This window comes from Janibacter terrae (assembly GCF_039636765.1).
GTDB classification, from domain to species: Bacteria; Actinomycetota; Actinomycetes; order Actinomycetales; family Dermatophilaceae; genus Janibacter; species Janibacter terrae.
Genome location: NZ_CP144167.1, coordinates 1,179,270 through 1,199,983 on the forward strand (window position 1 = coordinate 1,179,270; position 20,714 = coordinate 1,199,983).

The following is a 20,714-nucleotide window of genomic DNA, read 5'->3' on the forward strand; positions in this document are numbered from 1 at the left end:
TCGGTCCCGGCTCGTGACCCGCGGGTACGACGACATGCTGGCGGGATCTGCGGTGGCCGAATCCCGAGATCTCGGGGTTCGTGCGCGCTTCTGCTCCTGTAGTGCACGTCGTACCCGCAAGTAACTTTCCGGCGACGAAGGGCGGTCAGGATCCGGTGACCCGCACGGCGAAGTCGCCGTCCGCCACCGTCACGCGCAGCAGCTCGTCGACGGCGAGGGGCTCACGTGAGGTGATGACCTCCCCTTCGGGCCGTTGGACGATCGCGTACCCGCGCTCGAGGGTGGACGCGGGGGAGAGCACCCGGGCCTGGGCGCGCAGGTGGATGATGCGGTCGCGCTCGCGGTGCAGGCGCGCCTCGACCCGGCCGTGGGCGCGCCGCCGCAGCGACTCGACGACCTCGCGCTGGCCGCGGACGAAGGCCGTCCGGTCGGTGAGCACCGGCCGGCTCGTGAGGTGCACCAGGCCGCGGCGCTCCCGCTCGACCAACCCGGCCAGGGCCGCCCGGGCGCGACCCCGGGCGTCGAGGACCCCGGCGCGCTCGGCGGCGGCGTCGGGGCACACGAGCTTGGCGGCATCGGTCGGGGTGGAGGCACGCACGTCGGCGACGAGGTCGAGCAGCGGGGCGTCGACGTCGTGCCCGATCGCGCTCACGACGGGGGTGCGCGCCTCGGCGACGGCCCGCACCATCGTCTCGTTGCTGAAGGGCAGCAGGTCCTCGACCGACCCGCCGCCGCGGGTGACGATGATGACGTCGACGTCGTCCATGGCGTCGAGCTCGGCGATCGCCGCCACGACCTCGGTCACCGCGGTGGGTCCCTGCACCGCGACCTGCTTGACGGCGAAGGGGAGGCCCGGCCAGCGGCGACGGGCGTTCTCCACGACGTCGCGCTCGGCGGCGCTCGCGCGCCCGCAGACGAGCCCGACGCGGCGGGGCAGGAAGGGGAGGGACCGCTTGCGGGAGGCGTCGAAGAGCCCCTCCGAGCGCAGGTGCTGCTTGAGGTACTCGATGCGGGCGAGCAGCTCACCGACGCCGACCGGACGGATCTGGCGCACGTCCATCGACAGCGAGCCGCGCTGGGTCCAGTAGCTCGGCTTGGCCTGGACGACGACGCGGGCCCCCTCGCCGAGCGGCGTGGGCATGGCGTCCAGGGCCGTCGTGCGGACCATGCACGACAGGGACATGTCGACGTCGGGGTCACGCAGGGTCAGCCACGCGGTGCGCGCGCCGGGCCGGCGAGTCAGCTGGACGACCTGCCCCTCGACCCAGGTGACCGACATGCGATCGACGTACTCGGCGATCTTCATGCTGAGCAGGCGCACCGGCCAGGGTTGCTCGGCCGTGGTGTCGGCGGCCTTGTCCGGCAGGGGTGCGCTCACGGGGCCAGCGTACGAGGCCCCCGACGGCGGCGCTCGGTCCCGGGGCCCTACGGTCAGGGCCCGCTCAGGGCCCTCACCTACGATGGGGCCATGACCACCAGTGCGACCCAGCCCATCGCCGGCGCGGCCCCGCAGGACGCCAAGCGCGTCCTGCTCGCGGCCCCCCGTGGGTACTGCGCCGGCGTCGACCGCGCCGTCGTCACCGTCGAGAAGGCCCTCGAGCTCTACGGGCCGCCGGTATTCGTCCGCAAGGAGATCGTCCACAACAAGCACGTCGTCACCACGCTGGAGAAGCGCGGCGCGATCTTCGTCGAGGAGACCGACGAGGTCCCCGAGGGCGCGACCGTCGTCTTCTCCGCGCACGGCGTCGCCCCGGTCGTCCACGAGGAGGCCAAGGCGCTCAGCCTCAAGACGATCGACGCGACCTGCCCGCTCGTGACCAAGGTCCACCGCGAGGCCGTGCGCTTCGCCGACGACGACTTCGACATCCTGCTCATCGGTCACGAGGGCCACGAGGAGGTCGTCGGCACCTCCGGGGAGGCGCCCGAGCACATCACGCTCGTCGAGGGCCCCGACGACGTCGCCAACGTCGAGGTCCGCGACCCCGACAAGGTCGTCTGGCTCTCCCAGACCACCCTGTCCGTCGACGAGACGATGGAGACCGTGCGGCGCCTGCGGGAGAAGTTCCCCCAGCTGCAGGACCCGCCGAGCGACGACATCTGCTACGCGACGCAGAACCGCCAGCTCGCCGTGAAGCAGATGGCCCAGGAGTGCGACCTGATGATCGTCGTCGGCTCGCGCAACTCCTCCAACTCGGTGCGTCTCGTCGAGGTCGCGATCGAGCACGGCTCGCGCGACGGGCACCTCGTCGACTACGCCGAGGAGATCGACGAGGCCTGGCTCGAGGGGGTGCGCACCGTCGGCGTCACCTCCGGTGCGTCCGTCCCCGAGATCCTCGTGCGCGGGGTCCTCGACTTCCTCGCGGCGCGTGGTTACGGCGAGCCGCAGCCGATCGTCGCCGCCGAGGAGTCGCTCCTCTTCGCCCTGCCCAAGGAGCTGCGTCGCGACCTCAAGGCCGCGGGCATGAGCGACCAGATGAAGCACGACGCCGGCGCGCTCGGCGACGCCGGCCAGCTGCACTGACACAGCACCCACGGCGAGCGCCGACTGACCCGTCCTCGGCGAGCTACCCGTCCACGACGCGGTAGTCCCCGCACTGGCCAGCTCCCCGTCGATCTGCTCCGGTGAGGGCTGCACGTCCGGCGCGGTGCCTGACCGGGGCGCCCACGACGATGCGCATGACCGCCCAGCCCTTCTTCGACGACGACGTCCCGTCGCACTCTGGCACAGGGGGGCGCTGCGTGGCGTCAGAGGCGGGCGCTGATCCGGCCGGCCGTCTCCCGGGCGCTCGCGGCGAGGCCGGCGGCACCCCCTTCGTCCACCTCATCGCTGCGGTAGGTGAGCGCCACCGCGGCGACCGGGTGGCCGTCGCGGTCGAGGACCGCCGCGGCGACGGACGAGAGCCCGGGGGAGACGGAGCCGACCTCCACCGCGAAGCCCCGTGCCCGCACGTCGACGAGCTCGCGTCGCAACGCCGACGGGGTCAAGGGGCCCTCGCTCACCATGACCGTGGCCGACGGGTACAGCGCGGTCACCTGGCGCCGCGGCAGCGCCGCGAGCATCGCCAGACCGCTGGCGGTCACCGTCGCGGGCAGGCGCACGCCCACGTCCGTGACGAGCGAAGGGCGTCCCGCCGCACGTTCCTCGATGACGTAGAGGACGTCGCGCCCCGAGAGCACCGCGAGGTGGGCGTTGTGCGTCGTGGAGTCGACGAGGCGCTCGACGAGCGGGCGGGCGAGGCGCTGGAGCGGGTCCTGGCGCTGGTAGCCGGCGCCGAGCTCGTGGACGGCAGCACCGATGCCGTAGGTGCGCTCCTCCTCGTAGTGGACGACGTAGCCGTGCTCCACGAGCACGCTGAGCAGATGGTAGGTGCTGCTGCGCGGCAGGCCGAGGGCCCGGGCGAGGTGGGCCGCCGGGATCGGCTCGGCGCGACTGGCCAGGTGGGTCAGGGCACGCAGGGCATGGCCTGCGGCGGAGGCATTGGGCATGAGGCTCCTGTCTCGTATCCGAGACACTATCCGGTCTGGTCGGTGCCCGGGCAGGGGCGGGGAGGAGTTGCATGGACGCATGAGCACCGACACCAGCGCCGTCATCCTCGGCGACCGGCCCCTCACCATCGACGAGGTCGTCGCCGTCGCCCGGCACGGCGCGCCGGTCACCATCAGCGACGCCGCCTGGGAGCGCGTGCGCGCCGCCCGCACGGTCATCGAGGGCCTGGCGCAGGACACCGAGGCGCACTACGGCGTCTCCACGGGGTTCGGTGCGCTCGCCACGACCCACATCCCGCACGAGAAGCGCACGCAGCTGCAGCGCTCGCTCGTGCGCAGCCACGCCGCCGGGGCCGGCGCGGAGGTCGAGGCGGAGGTCGTCCGCGCGCTCATGCTCCTGCGCGTGCAGACCCTCGCGACCGGCCGTACCGGCATCCGCGAGGAGACCCTGCGCCTCTACCTCGCACTCATCCAGCAGCGGATCACGCCCGTGGTCCACGAGTACGGCTCACTCGGCTGCTCCGGTGACCTCTCGCCGCTCAGCCACTGCGCCCTCGTCCTCATGGGCGAAGGGGAGGTCGTCGCGGACGGTGAGCACCTCCCCGCCGCCGACGCGATGGCCGCCGCGGGACTGACCCCGGTCGAGCTCCACGAGAAGGAGGGCCTCGCCCTCATCAACGGCACCGACGGCATGCTCGGCATGCTCTGCCTCGCCGTCCACGACCTGCGTCGGCTGCTCACCACGGCCGACATCGCCGCCGGGATGAGCATCGAGGGCCTCCTCGGCACCGACGACGTCTTCGCCGCCGACCTGCACGCCCTGCGCCCCCAGCCGGGCCAAGCGCTCTCCGCGGCCAACCTGCGAGCAGTGCTGCGGGACAGCCCGATCCGCGACAGCCATCGCGACCCGACGGCGTGCACTCGTGTCCAGGACGCCTACTCGCTGCGCTGCGCACCGCAGGTCCACGGCGGTGCCCGCGACACCGTCGAGCACGCCGCGACGGTTGCCGGGTACGAGCTCGCCTCGGCCATCGACAACCCGGTCGTCACGCTCGACGGCCGGGTCGAGTCCAACGGCAACTTCCACGGGGCGCCGATCGCCTACGTCCTCGACTTCCTCGCGATCGTCGCCGCGGACGTCGCGAGCATGAGCGAGCGACGTACCGACCGCTTCCTCGACGTCGCGCGCAACCACGGCCTCCCGCCCTTCCTCGCGGACGACCCCGGCACCGACTCCGGGCTGATGATCGCCCAGTACACGGCGGCGGGCATGGTCTCGGAGATGAAGCGCCTCGCCGCCCCCGCGAGCGTCGACTCGATCCCGAGCAGCGCGATGCAGGAGGACCACGTGTCGATGGGCTGGGGCGCGGCGCGCAAGCTGCGTCGCTCGGTCGACGCGCTCGCGCGGGTCGTGGCCGTCGAGCTGCACACCGCGGCGCGGGGGATCGCGTTGCGGGCCCCCCTTCGCCCCGGTCCGGCGTCGGGCGCCGTCATCGAGGCCCTCGCCGCGCACGGCCGGGTCACCCCCGGACCCGACCGCTTCACCTCACCGGACCTGGCGGCCGCCCACGCGGCCGTCGTCGACGGGTCCGTCCTCGCCGCCGCTCAGTCCGCGACCGGCCCACTCAGCTAGTCCATCCCAGCACGACCCCTTCGAGACGGTTGCTCCGCAACCTCCTCAGGGAGCGTGCTCCTCACGAAGGAGTGATCACCATGGACGGAGCCCGTCCCGTGCGTGCCGCCCGCGGCACCGAGCTCACCGCCCGCAGCTGGCAGACCGAGGCGCCGCTGCGCATGCTCATGAACAACCTCGACCCCGAGGTCGCCGAGCGGCCCGACGACCTCGTCGTCTACGGCGGCACCGGCCGTGCCGCGCGGTCGTGGGAGGCCTTCGACGCGATCGTCGAGACGCTCACCGACCTCGCCGACGACGAGACCCTCCTCGTGCAGTCCGGCAAGCCGGTCGGTGTGCTGCGCACCCACCCGTGGGCGCCGCGCGTGCTCCTCGCCAACTCCAACCTCGTCGGCGACTGGGCGACGTGGCCGCAGTTCCGCAGGCTCGAGGCGGAGGGCCTGATGATGTACGGCCAGATGACGGCCGGCTCGTGGATCTACATCGCGACCCAGGGGATCCTGCAGGGCACCTACGAGACCTTCGCGGCCGTGGCCCGCAAGCGGTTCGACGGCACCCTCGCGGGCACGATCACGCTCACCGGCGGCTGCGGCGGCATGGGCGGCGCGCAGCCCCTCGCCGTGACCCTCAACGGCGGTGTCGCGCTCGTCGTCGACGTCGACCGCACCCGCCTCGAGCGTCGCGTCGCCAAGCGCTACCTCCACGAGATCGCCGACTCCGTGGACGACGCGATCGCCCGCGCCACCCAGGCGAAGGGGGAGCGTCGCGCGGTGTCCATCGGCATCGTCGGCAACGCCGCGGACGTCTTCCCCGAGCTGCTCGCCCGGCACCGTGCCGGTGACCTGACGATCGACGTCGTCACGGACCAGACGAGCGCGCACGACCCCCTGAGCTACCTTCCCTCGGAGGTGTCGTTGGAGGAGTGGCAGCGCGAGGCCGCGGCCGACCCCGAGGGATTCACGAAGAAGGCGCGGGAGTCGATGGCCCGGCAGGTGCAGGCGATGGTCGAGCTCCAGGACGAGGGGGCCGAGGTCTTCGACTACGGCAACAGCATCCGCGACGAGGCCCGGCAGGCGGGGTACGCGCGGGCCTTCGAGTTCCCGGGGTTCGTCCCGGCGTACGTCCGGCCGCTCTTCTGCGAGGGCCTCGGCCCCTTCCGCTGGGTGGCGCTGTCAGGGGACCCGGAGGACATCGCCGTCACCGACGCCGCACTCAAGGAGCTCTTCCCGGACAACGAGCACCTGCACCGGTGGCTCGACGCCGCGGCCGAGTTCGTCGAGTTCGAGGGCCTGCCCGCCCGCATCTGCTGGCTCGGCTACGGCGAGCGCCACAGGGCCGGCCTGCTCTTCAACGAGCTCGTCCGCGACGGCAAGGTCAAGGCGCCCATCGTCATCGGTCGTGACCACCTCGACTCAGGCTCCGTCGCCTCGCCCTACCGCGAGACCGAGTCGATGCTCGACGGCTCCGACGCGATCGCCGACTGGCCGCTGCTCAACGCGCTCACCGCAGCCTCGTCCGGCGCGACCTGGGTCTCGATCCACCACGGCGGGGGCGTCGGGATCGGGCGCTCGATCCACGCCGGCCAGGTGGGCGTCGCCGACGGCACCGAGCTGGCCGCGCAGAAGCTCGAGCGCCTGCTCACCAACGACCCCGGCATGGGCGTCCTGCGGCACGTCGACGCCGGCTACGCGCGGGCGGCGGCGGTCGCGGCCGAGCGCGGCGTGCGGGTGCCGATGGCGCCGACGATCCGCGACGCGGAGACCACGGGCTGATGGCCCCCTTCGCGTGGGAGGGCCGGAGCGACGGCGACGGACCGCAGCACCGTCGCTTCTGGAACGCGGTCGTCGAGCCGGGTGCCCGTGCGGACGTCGCGCTCGTCGGCTTCGCGAGCGACGCGGGGGTGGCGCGCAACGGCGGCCGGGTCGGTGCCGCGGAGGGGCCGACCGCACTGCGGCAGGCGCTCGCCTCGCTCGCCGTGCACGACGACCTCGTCGTCGCGGACCACGGTGACGTCGAGGTGACCGACGACGACCTCGAAGGGGGGCACGCCCGCCTCGGCCGGGCCGTCGCCACCGCCCGGGAAGGCGCACCGCTCACCGTCGTCCTCGGCGGCGGGCACGAGACGGCGTACGGCAGCCACCTGGGACTGGGGCTGCGGCCCCGGCTCGGGGTGCTCAACCTCGACGCGCACTTCGACCTGCGGGAGGCCGACCGACCCACGTCGGGGACGCCCTTCCTGCAGATGGCACGCGAGCGGCAGGCCGCCGGCCTCGACGTGCACTACGGCGTCGTCGGCATCAGCCGGACGAGCAACACGAGCGCGCTCTTCGACACCGCCCACGCGATCGGTGCGTCCTGGGTGCTCGACGACCACTGCCAGACGGAGGCCGGGCCGCTCGCGTACGTTCGGCGCTTCCTCGCCGGTGTCGACGAGGTGCACCTGTCGATCGACCTGGACGTGCTGCCCGCGGCGGTCGCCCCGGGCGTGAGCGCGCCTGCGGCACTGGGGGCCCCCCCCTTCGTCATCCAGCGCGTGTGCGACGCGGTCGTCGCGAGCGGCAAGCTCGTGCACCTCGACGTCACCGAGCTCAACCCGCGGTACGACGTCGACGCGCGCACGGCCCGCGTCGCCGCCCGGCTCGTCCACCGCGTCATCACCGGTCAGACCGCACGGCAGAAGGGCTGAGCACATGTCCACCCTCGTCACCGGCATCGGTGAGCTCGTCACCTGCGACGGGAGCGGCGAAGGGGGCGCCGGCCCCCGCGCCGACCACGCCCTCGTCGTCGAGGAGGGCCGCATCGCGTGGCTCGGTCCGGCGTCGTCTGCACCCGCGGCGGACACCGTCATCGACGTCGAGGGGCGGTGCGTCACACCGGGGTTCGTCGACAGCCACGCGCACCTGGTCTTCGCGGGGGACCGGTCCGCGGAGTTCGCCGCCCGGATGGCCGGGGAGGCCTACGACGGAGGCGGCATCGGCGTCTCGGTCGCGGCGACCCGCGCGGCCGGCGACGAGGTCCTGCGGGCGGCGCTCGCGGCCCGCGTGGCCGAGATGCGCGCCCAGGGGACGAGCACCGTCGAGGTGAAGTCCGGCTACGGGCTGACCGTCGCCGACGAGGAACGGGCCCTGCGGCTGGCCGCGGAGGTCACCGACGAGGTGACCTACCTCGGCGCCCACGTGGTGCCCGCCGAGATGCGCGAGGACCGGGCCGGCTACCTCGAGCTCGTGACGGGGGAGATGCTCGCGGCCTGCGCGCCGCACGCGCGCTGGGTCGACGTCTTCTGCGAGCCCCACTCGCCGCACGCCTTCACGGGCGAGGAGTCGCGGGTCGTCCTCGAGGCGGGGCGTGACGCCGGGCTCGGGCTGCGCGTCCACGGCAACCAGCTCGGCCACGGGCCGGGCGTGCAGCTCGCCTGCGAGCTCGGCGCCGCGAGCGTCGACCACTGCACCTACCTCTCGGACGCCGACGTCGACGCCCTCGTCGGCTCGGCCGGGACCACGACCGCGACCCTGCTGCCGGGCGTCGAGTTCTCCACCCGTTCGCCCTACCCGGACGCGCGGGCGTTGCTCGACGCCGGGGTCTCGGTCGCGCTCGCCAGCGACTGCAACCCGGGCACCTGCTACTCGAGCTCGATCCCCTTCGTCATCGCGCTCGCGGTGCGGGAGATGGGCTTGACCCCGAGCGAGGCGCTCGTCGCCGCCACGCGCGGGGGGGCGCGGGCGCTGCACCGGGAGGACATCGGCCGCATCGAGGTCGGCACGCGCGCCGACCTGGCGGTGCTCGACGCGCCCAACCACCTGCACCTGAGCTACCGCGCGGGCGTGCCGATCGCTCGGGTGCTGGAGGTGTGACGCCTCACCACGGAGGCACCGGACCGGCGTTTTCCACGGGACGGAACTCGTGCTTGGTCGGTCCGCATCGCCTCCGTACGTTCGGCCCTCAAGACATGGGGCAACGGGGCCCCATGCCGGCGAGAGGCACCCTGCATGTCCGCAACCACCGCTCCAACGGCCGAGCCCCAGGGGCTCAAGCGCGTCGTCGCTGCCGGCTTCATGGGCACGACGATCGAGTACTTCGACTTCTTCATCTACGGGACGGCCGCCGCGCTCGTCTTCCCGAAGCTCTTCTTCCCAGCCCTCGGGACGGCAGCCGGCACGGCCGCGTCCTTCGCGACCTTCGGCGTCGCCTTCCTGGCGCGCCCGGTCGGCGGCCTGGTCTTCGGCCAGATGGGCGACCGCGTCGGTCGCAAGGCCACGCTCATCACGACGATGCTCCTCATGGGTGCGGCCACCGTGCTCATCGGCCTGCTGCCCTCGGGCAACACGATCGGCCTGGCCGCGCCCATCCTCCTCATCGTCCTGCGTTTCCTCCAGGGCCTGGCCGTCGGCGGTGAGTGGAGCAGCGCCGCCCTCTTCGTCGTCGAGCACGCCCCACCCGGCAAGCGTGGTCTGTACTCCCTCGCGCAGACGCTGGGCACGACCTTCGGCCTGCTCCTCGCGACGCTGACCTTCCTCGTCATCGGCCTGAGCATCTCCGAGGCCGCCTTCGCCTCGTGGGGCTGGCGCATCCCCTTCCTGCTGAGCGCGATCCTCGTCGCGGTCGGCATGTGGGTCCGGCTCGGGGTGACCGACACCCCGGTCTTCAAGGACGCGATGGCACAGGCCGAGCACGCCAAGGCGGCCAAGGCGCCGGTCCGTGAGCTCTTCGCCAACCAGCGCAAGGAGGTCTTCCTCGCCTCCGGGTCGGTGCTGATGTGGCTGTCCTTCTTCTACATGGGGGCCGTCTACCTGACGAACTACGGCACCAAGGTCCTCGGCATCCCCAAGAACACGATGCTGACCATCCAGTTCATCGCGATCGCCGGCTGCATCCTCGGCCAGGTGATCGGCGCACGGATGTCGGACAAGGTCGGGCGCCGCGCCATCCTCCTCGCCGGCAACGGTGCCGCCGTGGTGTGGGCCTTCGTCCTCTTCCCGATGGTCGACACGGGCAAGCCGGTCATCATCGGCATCGCGCTGACCGTCACCCTCTTCGTCGTCGGTCTGTCCAACGCGTCGACGACGGTCTTCCTCCCGGAGACCTTCCGTACCGCGTACCGCAGCACGGGCACGGGCGTCTCCTTCAACATCGGCAGCGTCGTCGCCGGTGCGCTCCCGCCGATCCTCGCGGCCCCGATCCTCGCGGGCTACGGGAGCATCGGTCTGTCGATCATGCTCGCGGTCCTCGCGGCCGTGGCCGTCGTCTCCGTCGTCCTCATGCGGGAGACGAGCAAGGAGTCGCTCTACGACCACGACCACCGCGAGATCGAGGGGGGCACGGAGAGCACGGACGCCGCGCCTGCCGTGACCGCCTAGGTCCGCGACCACGACGAAGGGGGTGTGTCCCGGCTCGACCGGGATCCACCCCCTTCGTCGTGCGTGGGCTCACGGCGGCCCAGTGGGTTCCGGGCGCCGGAACCTCCTCTCGGGCGCGCGCACGCGCGTGGCTAGCGTCACGCACACACCAGTTCCACCACTGCCCAGGAGGCATCCCCCATGAGCGCACAACTCACCGTCGAGCAGAGCGCCGAGCTCACCGCCGAGAGCACCAGCCGCTTCGTGCAGACGGCCACCCACCGGATCCACTACAACGAGGCCGGCTCGGGGCATCCCGTGATCATGCTGCACGGGAGCGGCCCCGGCTCGACCGGGTGGAGCAACTTCCGCACCAACATCGCGACCCTCGCCGAGGACTTCCACGTCTACGCGGTGGACATGCCCGGGTGGGGCGACAGCGACACGCAGACCGCCGAGACGGGCTACGACCACGTGGCCGCGCTCATCGCCTTCATGGACGCGCTGGACATCGACAAGGCGGCGCTCGTCGGCAACTCGATGGGCGGCATCACCTCGATCTCGACCGCGATCCTCCACCCGGAGCGGGTCAGCCACCTCATCTCGATGGGCGCTCCCGTGCCCGGCCAGAACACCTGGGCCGCGGGCGGTCTGAGCGAGGGCCTCAAGGTGCTCTTCCGCACCTACCAGGACCCCACGATCGAGAACATGCGGCAGGTCACCGAGGTCATGGCCTTCGACGCGTCGTCGACCTCCGGCGACCTCGCCGCGCTGCGCCTCGAGGCTGCCCTCGCCCACCCCGAGCACCTCGACAGCTGGAACAACGCCCCGGGTGGCAACCCGCTGAGCACCGAGTACTTCACCTACGGCCCGCGCCTGGCCGAGATCACCGCCCCGACCCTGGCCATCCACGGCCGGGACGACCGGGTGGTCAGCTACGAGCAGAGCCTGCGCCTCGTCGCCGCGGTCGGCAACTCGCGCCTGCTCCTGCTCAACCGCTGCGGCCACTGGGCGCAGATCGAGCACGCGGTCGAGTTCAACCGCGTCGTCCGCGACTTCATCCAGAACAACTGAGCAGGAGACCCGTCATGACCCTTGCAGCGTCGCAGGTGCGTTCCGATGCCGACCTCGTCCGTGCGGTCGAGGACTTCCTCTACCGCGAGGCCACCCTCCTCGACGAGTGGCGGCTCCACGAGTGGCTGGCCCTCTTCACGCCCACCGGCCGCTACCTCGTGCCGTCCACCGACAAGCCGGACGGCGACCCGACCAAGGACCTCTTCCTGGTCCAGGACGACCGCTTCCTCCTCGAGCAGCGCGTCAACTCGCTGCTGACCCGCGCCGCGCACGCGGAGTACCCGCACTCGCGCACCCGCCACCTCGTGACCAACACCCAGGTCGCCGAGACCGAGGACGGGCAGGTCGAGGTGCGGGCCAACTTCGCGGTCTTCCGCTCCCGCAACGGGGCGGTCGACACGTACTTCGGGCGCTACGTCCACGTGCTCGAGCGCGATGGTGACAACTTCCGCTTCGTCACCCGCAAGGCGATCCTCGACCTGGACGCCCTGCGGCCGCACGGCAAGGTCAGCATCATCCTGTGAGCAGGCTCGAGGACCGCGTCGCCATCGTCACCGGTGCCAGCCCCAACATCGGCGGAGTGCTCGCCGCGGGGCTGGCCCGTGAGAGGGCCAGGGTCGTGTGCGCCGACATCAGCGCGGACACGGCCCACCTGGCCGCCGAGCGGATCACCGCCGCCGGCGGCCAGGCCGTCGCCGCCGTCGGCGACGTCACCGACCCCGCGCACGCGGACGAGGTGGTGCAGCTCGCGCTCGAGCGGTGGGGGCGGGTCGACGTGCTCGTCAACAACGCCGTGAAGTTCGACCAGCGCGGCCTGCTCGACATGCCCGTCGAGGACTACCGGCGCCAGACCGACATCATCCTCGGGGGCTCCTTCCTCTTCACCCGGGCGGCCGCCCGGGCGATGATCGACGGGGGCCGGGGCGGCAGCATCATCAACGTGCTGTCGACCGCCGCGTGGCAGGGGCAGCCCGGCAACATCGGCTACTCCACGGCCAAGAGCGGGATGATCAACTTCACCCGCTCGGTCGCCATGGAGCTGGCCGAGCACGACATCCGGGTCAACGGCTTCACGCCGACGGCCACCCAGCCGCAGGACCCGGAGCTGGTGCGCCAGGTGGGTCAGCTCGGTCGGATGGAGGGCCGGTTCACGATGGACTTCGCCGCGCAGTTCCCCATGCGGCGCCTGCCCACGCCCGACGACTACGTCGGTGCCGTCGTCTTCCTCGCGAGCGACGACTCGGCCATGGTCACGGGCAGCAACATCACCGTCGACGGGGGCGCGACCGCCAAGTACTGGCCCTGGCAGCCGCACCCGGTCTGACCGGTCCTACGACGAAGGGAGCCCGCCACCGGTGATCCGGTGGCGGGCTCCCTTCGTGCTGGTCCAGGCGGTGCTGCTCTCAGGCGTCGACGGTGGCGGGGGAGAGCGGGGGCTCGAGGTCGGCCGCAGCGAGACCCTTGGTGACCGCCTTGCGCAGCTTCATGAAGGTGCGCGAGTCGTCGACGACGACGCCCCCGACGACGGTGCCAGACGCGTCCGCGTAGACGGCCACGAGGTCCTGCGGGCCGTCGCCACCGAGGTGGACGAGCTCCCCGCGCGCGGGGAGGCCGACGATCTGGATCCTGCTGCCGTACTGGTCGGACCACACGTAGGGCAACTGTGCGCGGGGAGCGGGGGAGCCCATGATCGTCGCCGCGGCGAGGGCCCCGTGCTCGTTGGCGTTGGTCCAGTGCTCGATGCGGACGGGGTCGCCGTAGTGGGCGTGCGGCCAGCGGGCGACGTCGCCCGCGGCGAGGACCTCCGGGTGGCCGACGACGCGCAGGTCCTCACCGCACTCGAGACCGTTGTCGATCGGCAGCCCCGAGTCCGCGAGCCAGTCGGTGGCGGGGGTGGCGCCGATGCCGACGACGACGAGGTCGGCGGGCAGGACCTCTCCGTCCGCGAGGGCGACGCCCTCGACGGCGTCCTCCCCGACGAAGTGGTCGAAGCGGGCGGAGGTGCGCACGGTGACACCGTGGTCGGTGTGGAAGCGGGCCAGCCGCTCGCCGACGCGGTCGCCGAGGATGTGGGCCATCGGCGTGGCCTGCGCCTCGACGATGGTCACCTCGCACCCGCGGGCGCTCGCGGCTGCGGCGAACTCCGCGCCGATGAAGCCGGCGCCGATGACGACGACCCGAGGTCGGGACGCGAGCTGCTCACGCAGCCACGTCGCGTCGTCCGCGGTGCGCACCGTCCGCACGCCGGCCAGGTCCGACCCGGGAAGGGTCCGTGGGGTGACGCCGGTGGCGATCACGAGGTGGTCGTAGGGGTGCTCCCCGGCGCCGGTGTGCACGACCTGCGCCGAGGTGTCTACGCCGGTCGCCCGCACGCCGAGGTGGAGGTCGACGTCGAGCCGGTCGAGCTCGTCGACGCTCAGCAACGGGGTCGGCTCACCGCTCTCGAGCTGCTCCTTCGACAGGGGCGGCTTGTCATAGGGGTGGTGCGGCTCCTCGCCGATGAGGGTGAGGGGACCCTCGAAGCCTTGCTGGCGCAAGGCCTGGGCGGTCCGGATGCCGGCGACCGAGGCGCCCACGATGACGACACGAGCCATCGCTCAGGCCACCGCGCAGTCGGCCGCGGAGCCTTCGGCGACCTCGACACCCGGGCCGTCTGCCACGGTCTCGGAGAGGACGACGTGGACCTCCTCGCCCTCGACGACGACCTCGTGCATCCGCAGCGCGATGGTCGCGGGGAAGCACAGGGCCTTGCCCGTCCGCAGGTCGAAGCGGGCCATGTGCAGGGGGCAGACGACCTCGTCGTCCTCGAGGTCGCTCTCGGTCCCGAGGGAGAACTGCTCGTGGGTGCACGAGTCGTCGCTGGCGAACCAGTCACCGTCCTCCGTGCGGTACAGGGCGACCGGGACGGGGCCGTCCACGGTCATGGTGCTCCCGGGCTCGAGCTCGTCGACCCGGCAGGCGAAGATGCGCTCCATCGTGTGTCCTTCCTCGACGGTGAGGGGTGTGGGGACGGGACGTCCCGCGCTGTGTCCCACCGAGTGTGCGGCCGCCTCGGGTACCGCTCCAGACCCGGTTTCAGCCACCGGAATCTTCAGCGGCCCGCCCAGCCGGTCGCGCGTAGCGTCGGGGTGATGAGGACTCCCACGATGCTCGCGGTCCGCACGGACGGGGCGGCGGTCACGGTCGAGGAGGTGCGCCGCGTGCGCCCCGCCACGGGCGAGGTCCTCGTGCGCGTCGGGGCCGTGGCGGTCGACCGTCGCGACGGTGAGCACTGTGACGGGCACTTTCCCCTTCGCCTCGACCCGCGAGGGGGCCGCACGCTCGGGCGGCATGTCACGGGGACCGTCGCGGCCCCCGGCGCCGGGGTGGACGGGTGGCCGCTCGGACGACCCGTCGCGCTCCAGCCGGAGACCGCCGTGCGGCGGGGGTGGCACGTGCCGGGCGTGACGGACGACGGCGGTCTGGCCGAGTACGTCGTCGCCCCGGCGGCGGGCCTGGTGCCCCTGCCGCGCGACCTGCCCCTCGCCGACGCTGCGCAGCTGCCCCTGGCCGCTCGGGCCCACAGCATGCTCGTGCACGCGCGGCTGGCGCCGGGGGAGGGCGTGGGTGTCTGGGGTGCTGGGTCGCTGGGTGCCTGCGCGGTCGCCGTGGCGCGCTCCATGGGCGCGGCCCCGGTGGTCGTGGTCGACCCCGACCCGGTCGCGCGCGCCACCTCGCTCGACCTCGGTGCCGACCTGGCGTTGGACCCGGACGACCCCGAGCTCGACGCGCTCCTCCGCTCGGCAACCGCCGGAAGGGGGCTCGACGTCGCCCTGCACGCCGCGCCCGACCCGGGCGTCGCGCGAGCGGCGGTCGACGCGCTGGCCGCCGACGGGCGGGCCGTCCTGGCGGGCCCGGTGACCTCGGTCGGAGACGGCAGCCGGTGGGACGGCCGCACGCTCTCGGGGCCACCCCGGACGTCGCCCGGGTCGCTGGCCCTCCTCGCCCACCTCGTGGACGCCGGGCGGCTGCGCCTGCCGGTCCTCGCGCAGTCCCGCGGTGGGCTCGTCGCCGCGGCAACCGCTCTCGACCTCGCGGTCCGCGAGCAGCGATCCCTCGGTCGGCACCTCGTCGTGCCCTGACGGTCCCGAGGGATCGGAGGTTCCGGCGGTCGGAACCACCTCTGTCACCCGGCTCACATGGTCCCGACAGTGGGGCCAGCCGTCGCCCCCGTGGCCCGGCAGGTGTCGAACATGGAGGTTTGATGACCGCGCAGCCAGTGATCCCCCGGTCGCAGAGCACGCACGCCCCACCCGGCGGTGAGCAGCAGTCCTCGGCGTCGAAGGTCCTCAGCGTGCTCACCACGATGCTGCGTGGCGGCCGGCGCGCGGTGAGCCTCACCGAGATCGCCGTGGCCGTGGGCCTGCCCAAGAGCACGACGCACCGTCTGCTCAAGGTCCTCGAGGACCAGGGTTTCGTGGACCGTTCGGGTCCGCTGTACCGCCTCGGCGACACCTTCCTCGACCTCGCCGAGACGGCGCGCTGGTCCCCCTTCGCCGACCTGCGCGATGCGGCCTACCCGCTGCTGGCCCCCCTGTTCGCGCGGTCCGACGCCGTCGCCGTGCACCTGGCCGTGCTGCGCGGCTCGTCGATCCACTACGTCGACAAGCTCATGCGGCCCGAGGGGGTCCGGGTGCCCTCGCGCGTCGGAGGGCGCTTCCCCGCCGCCTGCACCGGGCTGGGCAAGGCGATGCTCGCCGTGGCGCCGGCGGAGGTCGTCGAGCAGGTGCTCGATGACCCGCTGCCGCGTGCGACTCCCTACTCGGTCACCGCCCGCGGACAGCTCCTGGGCCAGCTGTGCGCGGTGCGCGACACGGGGTTCGTCGTCGAGCGCGAGGAGGCCTGCCACGGCTTCGTCTGCGTCGCCGCGCCCATCCGCTCCGGCGGTCGTGCCGTGGCTGCGCTCTCCGTGGTCGTGCCGACGCTCGAGGTCACCCGTGCCGGCTCCGGGCGCCTGGAGGCGCTCGGTCGGATGGTGTCCGGGACGGCCCGCGCGGTCGACCGCGTGCTCCCGCTCGAGGAGGACCCGCGGGAAGTTCCGGCGGCCGGGACCGTGCATTCCCTGCGCGGTCGGCGCGGGGTTGACTCCCCGTCATCCAGCCCGAAGACGAGCCAGGAGTAACGACGTGTCCACCGATGTGCGCATCGAACCAGAGGTGTCGACGACCCCCCTCGACGGGGCCCCGGTCCGGGTCCTCTCCCTCCTCCTCGGCGGGGTCCCACGCGGTGCCGTGGCCCTCGTCGCGGGACCGGACGGCCTGGGCGAGATCGCTGCCGTCGAGACGATGAACGCCTTGGCGCAGCACGGCTACGAGTCGGTGCTCGCCTCCGGCGAGAGCCCGGACGGCACCGTCGTCGTCGACCACCTCGTCGCCGTCCTCGCCGAGCGCGGCTGGGAGGACGAGCAGATCGCCGTCGTCGGGTACGGGCGAGGCGCCCGCACGGCGCTCGTGGCCGCGGCCGGCCGCGCCTTCGGGGCGGCCGTCAGCATCCCCCGGGAGTCGCGCCACCTCCTCGTGCCGGAGCCGGTGACGCAGCTGCGCACCGCGTGGCTCGGCCTGGTGGGTCTGGGTGGGCAGCGAGCCCTCTCCGGCGATCTCGCCGCCTACCGCGAGGACCTCGACGCGCGGGCGCTCGAGCACACCCGCATCGTCGGGTACCCGGGAGCCGAGCACTGCCTGCGCGACTCGACCGACCCGCGCGAGCACGCTGCCGCCTTCGACGCCTGGCAGCGCACCGCGGAGTGGCTCAACACGCACGTCGCCCCGCGACCGACCCCCTTCGCCCTGGCCTGGCGTGAGCGCCTGCGCTCCCTCCAGCCCACGACCTGACCACTCCCGATCTCCTGCACAGAAACGAAGGTGTTTCCCATGTCCCAGTACATCGATGACGACCGCCAGATGCCGCGCTTCCGGGTCAACCGCAATGTCATGACCGACCCCGAGGTCTTCGCCCAGGAGAAGGAGAAGATCTTCGACACCACGTGGCTCTACCTGGGTCACGAGTCGGAGCTGAAGAAGCCCAACGACTTCAAGACGCGCAGCGTCGGTGGTCGGCCGCTGATCTTCGCCAAGGACAAGAAGGGCACCGTCCGCGTGTGGGTCAACTCCTGCCCGCACCGCGGCGCCATGCTCTGCCGTGAGGACGGTGGCAACGCCCGCTTCATGACCTGCGCCTACCACGGGTGGAGCTTCAGCACGAGCGGCGACCTCGTCTCGATGCCCGGCGACCAGGCCTACGGTCCGGAGTTCGAGCGCCCCGGGCTCGCGGCGCCCGCGCAGGTCGACTCCTACCGCGGCTTCGTCTTCGTGACCTTCAACCCCGACGCTCCCGACCTGCTCACCCACCTGGCCGGTGCCGCCGAGTACCTCGACCTCGTCTCGGACATGTCCGAGGAGGGCATGGAGGTCCTCGAGGGGACCCACCACTACTCGGTCAAGGCCAACTGGAAGCTGCTCGTGGAGAACAGCTTCGACGGGTACCACGCGATGTCGACCCACCAGCGGTACTTCGAGATGATCGTCGCCGCCCGTGGCCCGATCGACGCCGGCGCGTCTCTGAAGAACTCGCGCTCGATCAACCTCGGCAACGGCCACGCCGTGACCGTCGGCGGTCCCGGCAGCGGTGACATCTTCGGTCGCGAGCTGTCCGCGGAGGCACGCGCGGAGAAGGAGGCACGCTACGAGCGGCTGCGCGCCAAGCACGGTGACGGCTGGGTCAAGCGCCTGGACGGCATCCGCAACATGGTGATCTTCCCCAACCTCGTGATCATCGACCTCGTCATGGGCGTCGTCATCCGCAAGATCGACCCGGTGACGCCGGACTACATGGAGGTCACCGCGTGGGAGCTCGCCCCGCCGGAGGAGGGCGCGGAGCTGAAGCGCCAGCGCCTGGACAACTTCCTCACCTTCTGGGGCCCCGGCGGCCTGGCCTCCCCGGATGACGTGGAGATGCTCGAGAGTGCGCAGCGCGCGTACGCCTCGGTCAAGGAGCTGCAGTGGTCCGACATCTCGCGCGGCATGCACTCGGACGTCCCCGTCCAGTCGGACGAGTACCAGATGCGCACCTTCTGGCGGCAGTGGAACGAGATCGTCACCGGCGAGGTGCTGCCCCCCGAGGACTACGAGGAGCTGCCGGAGTACTGGACGGCGCCGCGCCTGGACCGGGACGCGGACTCGACCGTGTCCGCGTCCTGAGTCCGACGAGTCGACGAGGAGATACCCCATGGGTGACGTGATCGGGCTGGGCATGACCCACTACCCGCTGCTGCTCGGACCGGACGAGACGATGGCCGCGCTGCTGTCGTCGACGCTCAAGGACCCGGACATCCCCGCGGAGGAGAAGGACCCCGCCAACTGGTCCGAGATGGCTCGACGGGAGTGGTCCGACGACAACGGGACCGCTGCGGCGGCCGAGCACCGGGCGACCCTGCGCGCCCACCTGGACCGCGTGCGGGCGGAGCTCGACGAGTTCCAGCCGGACGTCGTCCTCGTGTGGGGCGACGACCAGTACGAGAACTTCCGCGAGGAGGTCATCCCCAGCTTCTGCGTCCTGGCCTACGACGACACCGAGGTCGACCCCTTCGGCGTCATCACCAAGCTCGGCCTGCCCAACGCGTGGGGGCTGCCCAACGACCAGTCCTTCACGATGCGGGGCGCGCCGGACTTCGGCAAGCAGGTCGCGACGGCGGTGCTGAACGACGGCGTCGACATCGCCTACTCGTACATGCCGCGGCCGGGGACCAACTTCCCGCACGCCTTCGCGAACACGCAGATCTTCCTCGACTACGACAACGTCGGGAAGGAGTTCCCGTACCCGATCCTGCCGATCGCGGTGAACTGCTACGGCGAGCACGTCATCGCCCGGCGCGGTGGCATCGCCCGCTTCGCGGAGATCCAGGCGGGCGAGGACCTCGACCCGCCGGGCCCCACGCCGGCACGCTGCTACGAGCTGGGGCGCGCCGTCGGCCGCATGGTGCGCGAGAGCGACCTGCGGGTCGCCCTCGTGGCGTCGTCGAGCTGGTCGCACGCCTTCCTCTACGACGAGGGCTGGCATCTGCGTCCCGACACCGAGTCCGACCGCGCGCTGTACGAGGCGATGGTCGCGGACGACCACGAGCCGTGGGTGGGCCGCACGAGCCAGGAGGTCGTCCACTCCGGCCAGCACGAGATCCTCAACTGGCACTGCCTGCTCGGTGCCACCCGGGAGCTCGGCCTCCAGCTGGAGTGGAGCGAGCTCGTCGAGACGGAGATCTTCAACTCCAACAAGGCCTTCGCGGTCTACAAGTGATCTCGTGGCGTCCTCAGGTGGGATCGTGATCCTCGTCCGCCGGCTCGGGAGCGGCGAACTCCCGGGCCGGCATCCAGCGCTTCTCCTGGCCGAGTGCGCTGAGCCGGTCGGCGATCTCGGTCGACAGCCGCGCCACGGTGCTCAGCAGCGCCTGCGGGGCCTGGGCGGGCAGCTGCACCGACGAGGGGTGGACGATGCCCAGCGCGCCGACCGCCTCACCCTTGATGATGATCGCCGACGCGATGCCGGCGATGCCCTCGAGGCTCTCGTCGAGCTGGTGGGCCACGTTGGTCGCGCGGATCTGGCGCAGCTGGGCCATGAGCACGTCACGGTCGGTGATCGTCGCCGGGGTCACGGCGGGAAGCGGGTTGGGGAGCAGCGTCTCGAGGGCCTCGCGCGGGTCCCACGCGAGCAGGGCCTTGCCCAGCACCGAGCAGTGGGCCGGGATACGAGCACCCGCCTGGTACGCCTCGGGATGCCAGGCCGTGGAGCCGACCTGATCGAGGATCACCGTGTCGAACCCGCGCAGGACACCGAGGGTCACCGTGTGCCCCGACCAGTGGTGCAGCCGCGCCATGTGGGGCAGCGCGAGATCCCGCATGAGGTTCGCCGGCGACAGGGAGGCCAGCCGCGCCATGCTCAGGCTGATGCGGTAGCCCTCGTCCGTGGGCTCGACGACATCGAGCTCGACGAGGCGGGCGAGCAGGCGGTGGACGGTCGACTTGGGCAGGTCCGCGGCGCGCGCCAGCTCGGTGAGGGTCATGACCCGGTTGGTCACGTCGAAGGCGCGCAGCAGGTCGAAGGCCTTCGCGAGGATCGAGGGCGACTCCCCCTGGGGCGCGCCGCTGTGGCTGCTGATA

The 20,714-nt window shown here is 72.3% G+C and carries 19 protein-coding genes; 14 read left to right on the plus strand and 5 right to left on the minus strand.

The features are described 5' to 3' along the window. Nucleotides 1-145 precede the first annotated feature (145 nt). Nucleotides 146-1,378 carry an exodeoxyribonuclease VII large subunit gene (gene xseA / locus V3C34_RS05985; protein WP_346008294.1) on the minus strand — a complete coding sequence of 411 codons (1,233 nt, stop codon included), beginning with the start codon at nt 1,376-1,378 and terminating at the stop codon, nt 146-148. Between the two features lie 90 nt (nt 1,379-1,468). Here xseA and V3C34_RS05990 point away from each other — a divergent pair, with 90 nt between their 5' ends. Next, nucleotides 1,469-2,521 carry a 4-hydroxy-3-methylbut-2-enyl diphosphate reductase gene (locus tag V3C34_RS05990; RefSeq protein ID WP_346008295.1) on the plus strand — a complete coding sequence of 351 codons (1,053 nt, stop codon included), beginning with the start codon at nt 1,469-1,471 and terminating at the stop codon, nt 2,519-2,521. Nucleotides 2,522-2,745: 224 nt separating this feature from the next. Here V3C34_RS05990 and V3C34_RS05995 read toward each other — a convergent pair whose 3' ends face one another. Further along, the gene (locus V3C34_RS05995) at nt 2,746-3,486 is read right to left on the minus strand and encodes an IclR family transcriptional regulator (RefSeq protein ID WP_068325931.1); all 741 of its coding nucleotides are present in this window, start codon (nt 3,484-3,486) and stop codon (nt 2,746-2,748) included. Between the two features lie 79 nt (nt 3,487-3,565). On the opposite strand from V3C34_RS05995, the gene hutH reads away from it, so the two are divergent. The 8 genes from hutH (at nt 3,566) to V3C34_RS06035 (ending at nt 12,850) form a co-directional block, all read left to right on the plus strand. Beyond that, a complete protein-coding gene (gene hutH, locus V3C34_RS06000) occupies nt 3,566-5,119 on the plus strand; it encodes a histidine ammonia-lyase (RefSeq protein ID WP_346008296.1) in 1,554 nt (517 codons plus the stop codon). A gap of 80 nt (nt 5,120-5,199) precedes the next feature. Continuing rightward, the gene (gene hutU / locus V3C34_RS06005; protein WP_346008297.1) at nt 5,200-6,891 is read left to right on the plus strand and encodes a urocanate hydratase; all 1,692 of its coding nucleotides are present in this window, start codon (nt 5,200-5,202) and stop codon (nt 6,889-6,891) included. Beyond that, a complete protein-coding gene (gene hutG / locus V3C34_RS06010) occupies nt 6,891-7,805 on the plus strand; it encodes a formimidoylglutamase (RefSeq protein WP_346008298.1) in 915 nt (304 codons plus the stop codon). Before hutU ends, hutG begins: the two co-directional genes overlap by 1 nt. Before the next feature lie 4 nt (nt 7,806-7,809). Beyond that, nucleotides 7,810-8,970 carry an imidazolonepropionase gene (gene hutI, locus V3C34_RS06015; RefSeq protein WP_068325910.1) on the plus strand — a complete coding sequence of 387 codons (1,161 nt, stop codon included), beginning with the start codon at nt 7,810-7,812 and terminating at the stop codon, nt 8,968-8,970. 135 nt (nt 8,971-9,105) lie between these two features. After that, complete coding sequence (locus tag V3C34_RS06020; protein ID WP_082807614.1) at nt 9,106-10,473, plus strand: MFS transporter; 1,368 nt, start codon at nt 9,106-9,108, stop codon at nt 10,471-10,473. A gap of 180 nt (nt 10,474-10,653) precedes the next feature. Further along, entirely contained in the window at nt 10,654-11,526 is an 873-nt protein-coding gene (locus V3C34_RS06025) for an alpha/beta fold hydrolase (protein ID WP_068425440.1), read from the plus strand. A 14-nt stretch (nt 11,527-11,540) separates the two neighbouring features. Continuing rightward, a complete protein-coding gene (locus V3C34_RS06030; RefSeq protein WP_346008299.1) occupies nt 11,541-12,050 on the plus strand; it encodes an aromatic-ring-hydroxylating dioxygenase subunit beta in 510 nt (169 codons plus the stop codon). After that, the gene (locus V3C34_RS06035) at nt 12,047-12,850 is read left to right on the plus strand and encodes an SDR family NAD(P)-dependent oxidoreductase (RefSeq protein WP_346008300.1); all 804 of its coding nucleotides are present in this window, start codon (nt 12,047-12,049) and stop codon (nt 12,848-12,850) included. Before V3C34_RS06030 ends, V3C34_RS06035 begins: the two co-directional genes overlap by 4 nt. Nucleotides 12,851-12,929: 79 nt before the next feature. On the opposite strand, the gene V3C34_RS06040 is transcribed toward V3C34_RS06035, so the two are convergent. Both V3C34_RS06040 and V3C34_RS06045 read right to left on the minus strand, forming a co-directional pair. After that, the gene (locus V3C34_RS06040) at nt 12,930-14,120 is read right to left on the minus strand and encodes an FAD-dependent oxidoreductase (protein WP_346008301.1); all 1,191 of its coding nucleotides are present in this window, start codon (nt 14,118-14,120) and stop codon (nt 12,930-12,932) included. Nucleotides 14,121-14,123: 3 nt separating this feature from the next. Further along, entirely contained in the window at nt 14,124-14,501 is a 378-nt protein-coding gene (locus tag V3C34_RS06045) for a non-heme iron oxygenase ferredoxin subunit (protein ID WP_082817247.1), read from the minus strand. A gap of 156 nt (nt 14,502-14,657) precedes the next feature. On the opposite strand from V3C34_RS06045, the gene V3C34_RS06050 reads away from it, so the two are divergent. The 5 genes from V3C34_RS06050 to V3C34_RS06070 all read left to right on the plus strand — a co-directional run bounded on the left by V3C34_RS06050 (nt 14,658) and on the right by V3C34_RS06070 (nt 19,854). Continuing rightward, nucleotides 14,658-15,647, plus strand: coding sequence for a zinc-binding dehydrogenase (locus V3C34_RS06050; protein ID WP_346008302.1), 990 nt, complete (start codon nt 14,658-14,660; stop codon nt 15,645-15,647). A 122-nt stretch (nt 15,648-15,769) separates the two neighbouring features. Beyond that, nucleotides 15,770-16,687, plus strand: coding sequence for an IclR family transcriptional regulator (locus V3C34_RS06055; protein WP_346008303.1), 918 nt, complete (start codon nt 15,770-15,772; stop codon nt 16,685-16,687). Nucleotides 16,688-16,691: 4 nt separating this feature from the next. Beyond that, complete coding sequence (locus V3C34_RS06060) at nt 16,692-17,396, plus strand: dienelactone hydrolase family protein (protein WP_346008304.1); 705 nt, start codon at nt 16,692-16,694, stop codon at nt 17,394-17,396. Nucleotides 17,397-17,435: 39 nt separating this feature from the next. Continuing rightward, complete coding sequence (locus tag V3C34_RS06065) at nt 17,436-18,761, plus strand: aromatic ring-hydroxylating dioxygenase subunit alpha (protein ID WP_346008305.1); 1,326 nt, start codon at nt 17,436-17,438, stop codon at nt 18,759-18,761. Between the two features lie 28 nt (nt 18,762-18,789). Continuing rightward, nucleotides 18,790-19,854 (plus strand): hypothetical protein, encoded by a 1,065-nt coding sequence (locus V3C34_RS06070; protein WP_338538626.1) that lies wholly within the window; start codon nt 18,790-18,792, stop codon nt 19,852-19,854. Nucleotides 19,855-19,867: 13 nt separating this feature from the next. Here V3C34_RS06070 and V3C34_RS06075 read toward each other — a convergent pair whose 3' ends face one another. Then, nucleotides 19,868-20,713, minus strand: a complete 846-nt coding sequence (locus tag V3C34_RS06075) for an IclR family transcriptional regulator (RefSeq protein WP_346008549.1) — start codon at nt 20,711-20,713, stop codon at nt 19,868-19,870. Between the last annotated feature and the right edge of the window lies 1 nt (nt 20,714).

Bases quoted from the DNA above. Each gene is read 5' to 3' on its own strand.
- V3C34_RS05990 (WP_346008295.1), top strand. From the start codon at position 1,469: ATGACCACCAGTGCGACCCAGCCCATCGCCGGCGCGGCCCCGCAGGAC.
- V3C34_RS05995 (WP_068325931.1), bottom strand. From the start codon at position 3,486: ATGCCCAATGCCTCCGCCGCAGGCCATGCCCTGCGTGCCCTGACCCAC.
- hutH (WP_346008296.1), top strand. From the start codon at position 3,566: ATGAGCACCGACACCAGCGCCGTCATCCTCGGCGACCGGCCCCTCACC.
- hutU (WP_346008297.1), top strand. From the start codon at position 5,200: ATGGACGGAGCCCGTCCCGTGCGTGCCGCCCGCGGCACCGAGCTCACC.
- hutG (WP_346008298.1), top strand. From the start codon at position 6,891: ATGGCCCCCTTCGCGTGGGAGGGCCGGAGCGACGGCGACGGACCGCAG.
- hutI (WP_068325910.1), top strand. From the start codon at position 7,810: ATGTCCACCCTCGTCACCGGCATCGGTGAGCTCGTCACCTGCGACGGG.
- V3C34_RS06020 (WP_082807614.1), top strand. From the start codon at position 9,106: ATGTCCGCAACCACCGCTCCAACGGCCGAGCCCCAGGGGCTCAAGCGC.
- V3C34_RS06025 (WP_068425440.1), top strand. From the start codon at position 10,654: ATGAGCGCACAACTCACCGTCGAGCAGAGCGCCGAGCTCACCGCCGAG.
- V3C34_RS06030 (WP_346008299.1), top strand. From the start codon at position 11,541: ATGACCCTTGCAGCGTCGCAGGTGCGTTCCGATGCCGACCTCGTCCGT.
- V3C34_RS06040 (WP_346008301.1), bottom strand. From the start codon at position 14,120: ATGGCTCGTGTCGTCATCGTGGGCGCCTCGGTCGCCGGCATCCGGACC.
- V3C34_RS06045 (WP_082817247.1), bottom strand. From the start codon at position 14,501: ATGGAGCGCATCTTCGCCTGCCGGGTCGACGAGCTCGAGCCCGGGAGC.
- V3C34_RS06050 (WP_346008302.1), top strand. From the start codon at position 14,658: ATGAGGACTCCCACGATGCTCGCGGTCCGCACGGACGGGGCGGCGGTC.
- V3C34_RS06055 (WP_346008303.1), top strand. From the start codon at position 15,770: ATGACCGCGCAGCCAGTGATCCCCCGGTCGCAGAGCACGCACGCCCCA.
- V3C34_RS06065 (WP_346008305.1), top strand. From the start codon at position 17,436: ATGTCCCAGTACATCGATGACGACCGCCAGATGCCGCGCTTCCGGGTC.
- V3C34_RS06070 (WP_338538626.1), top strand. From the start codon at position 18,790: ATGGGTGACGTGATCGGGCTGGGCATGACCCACTACCCGCTGCTGCTC.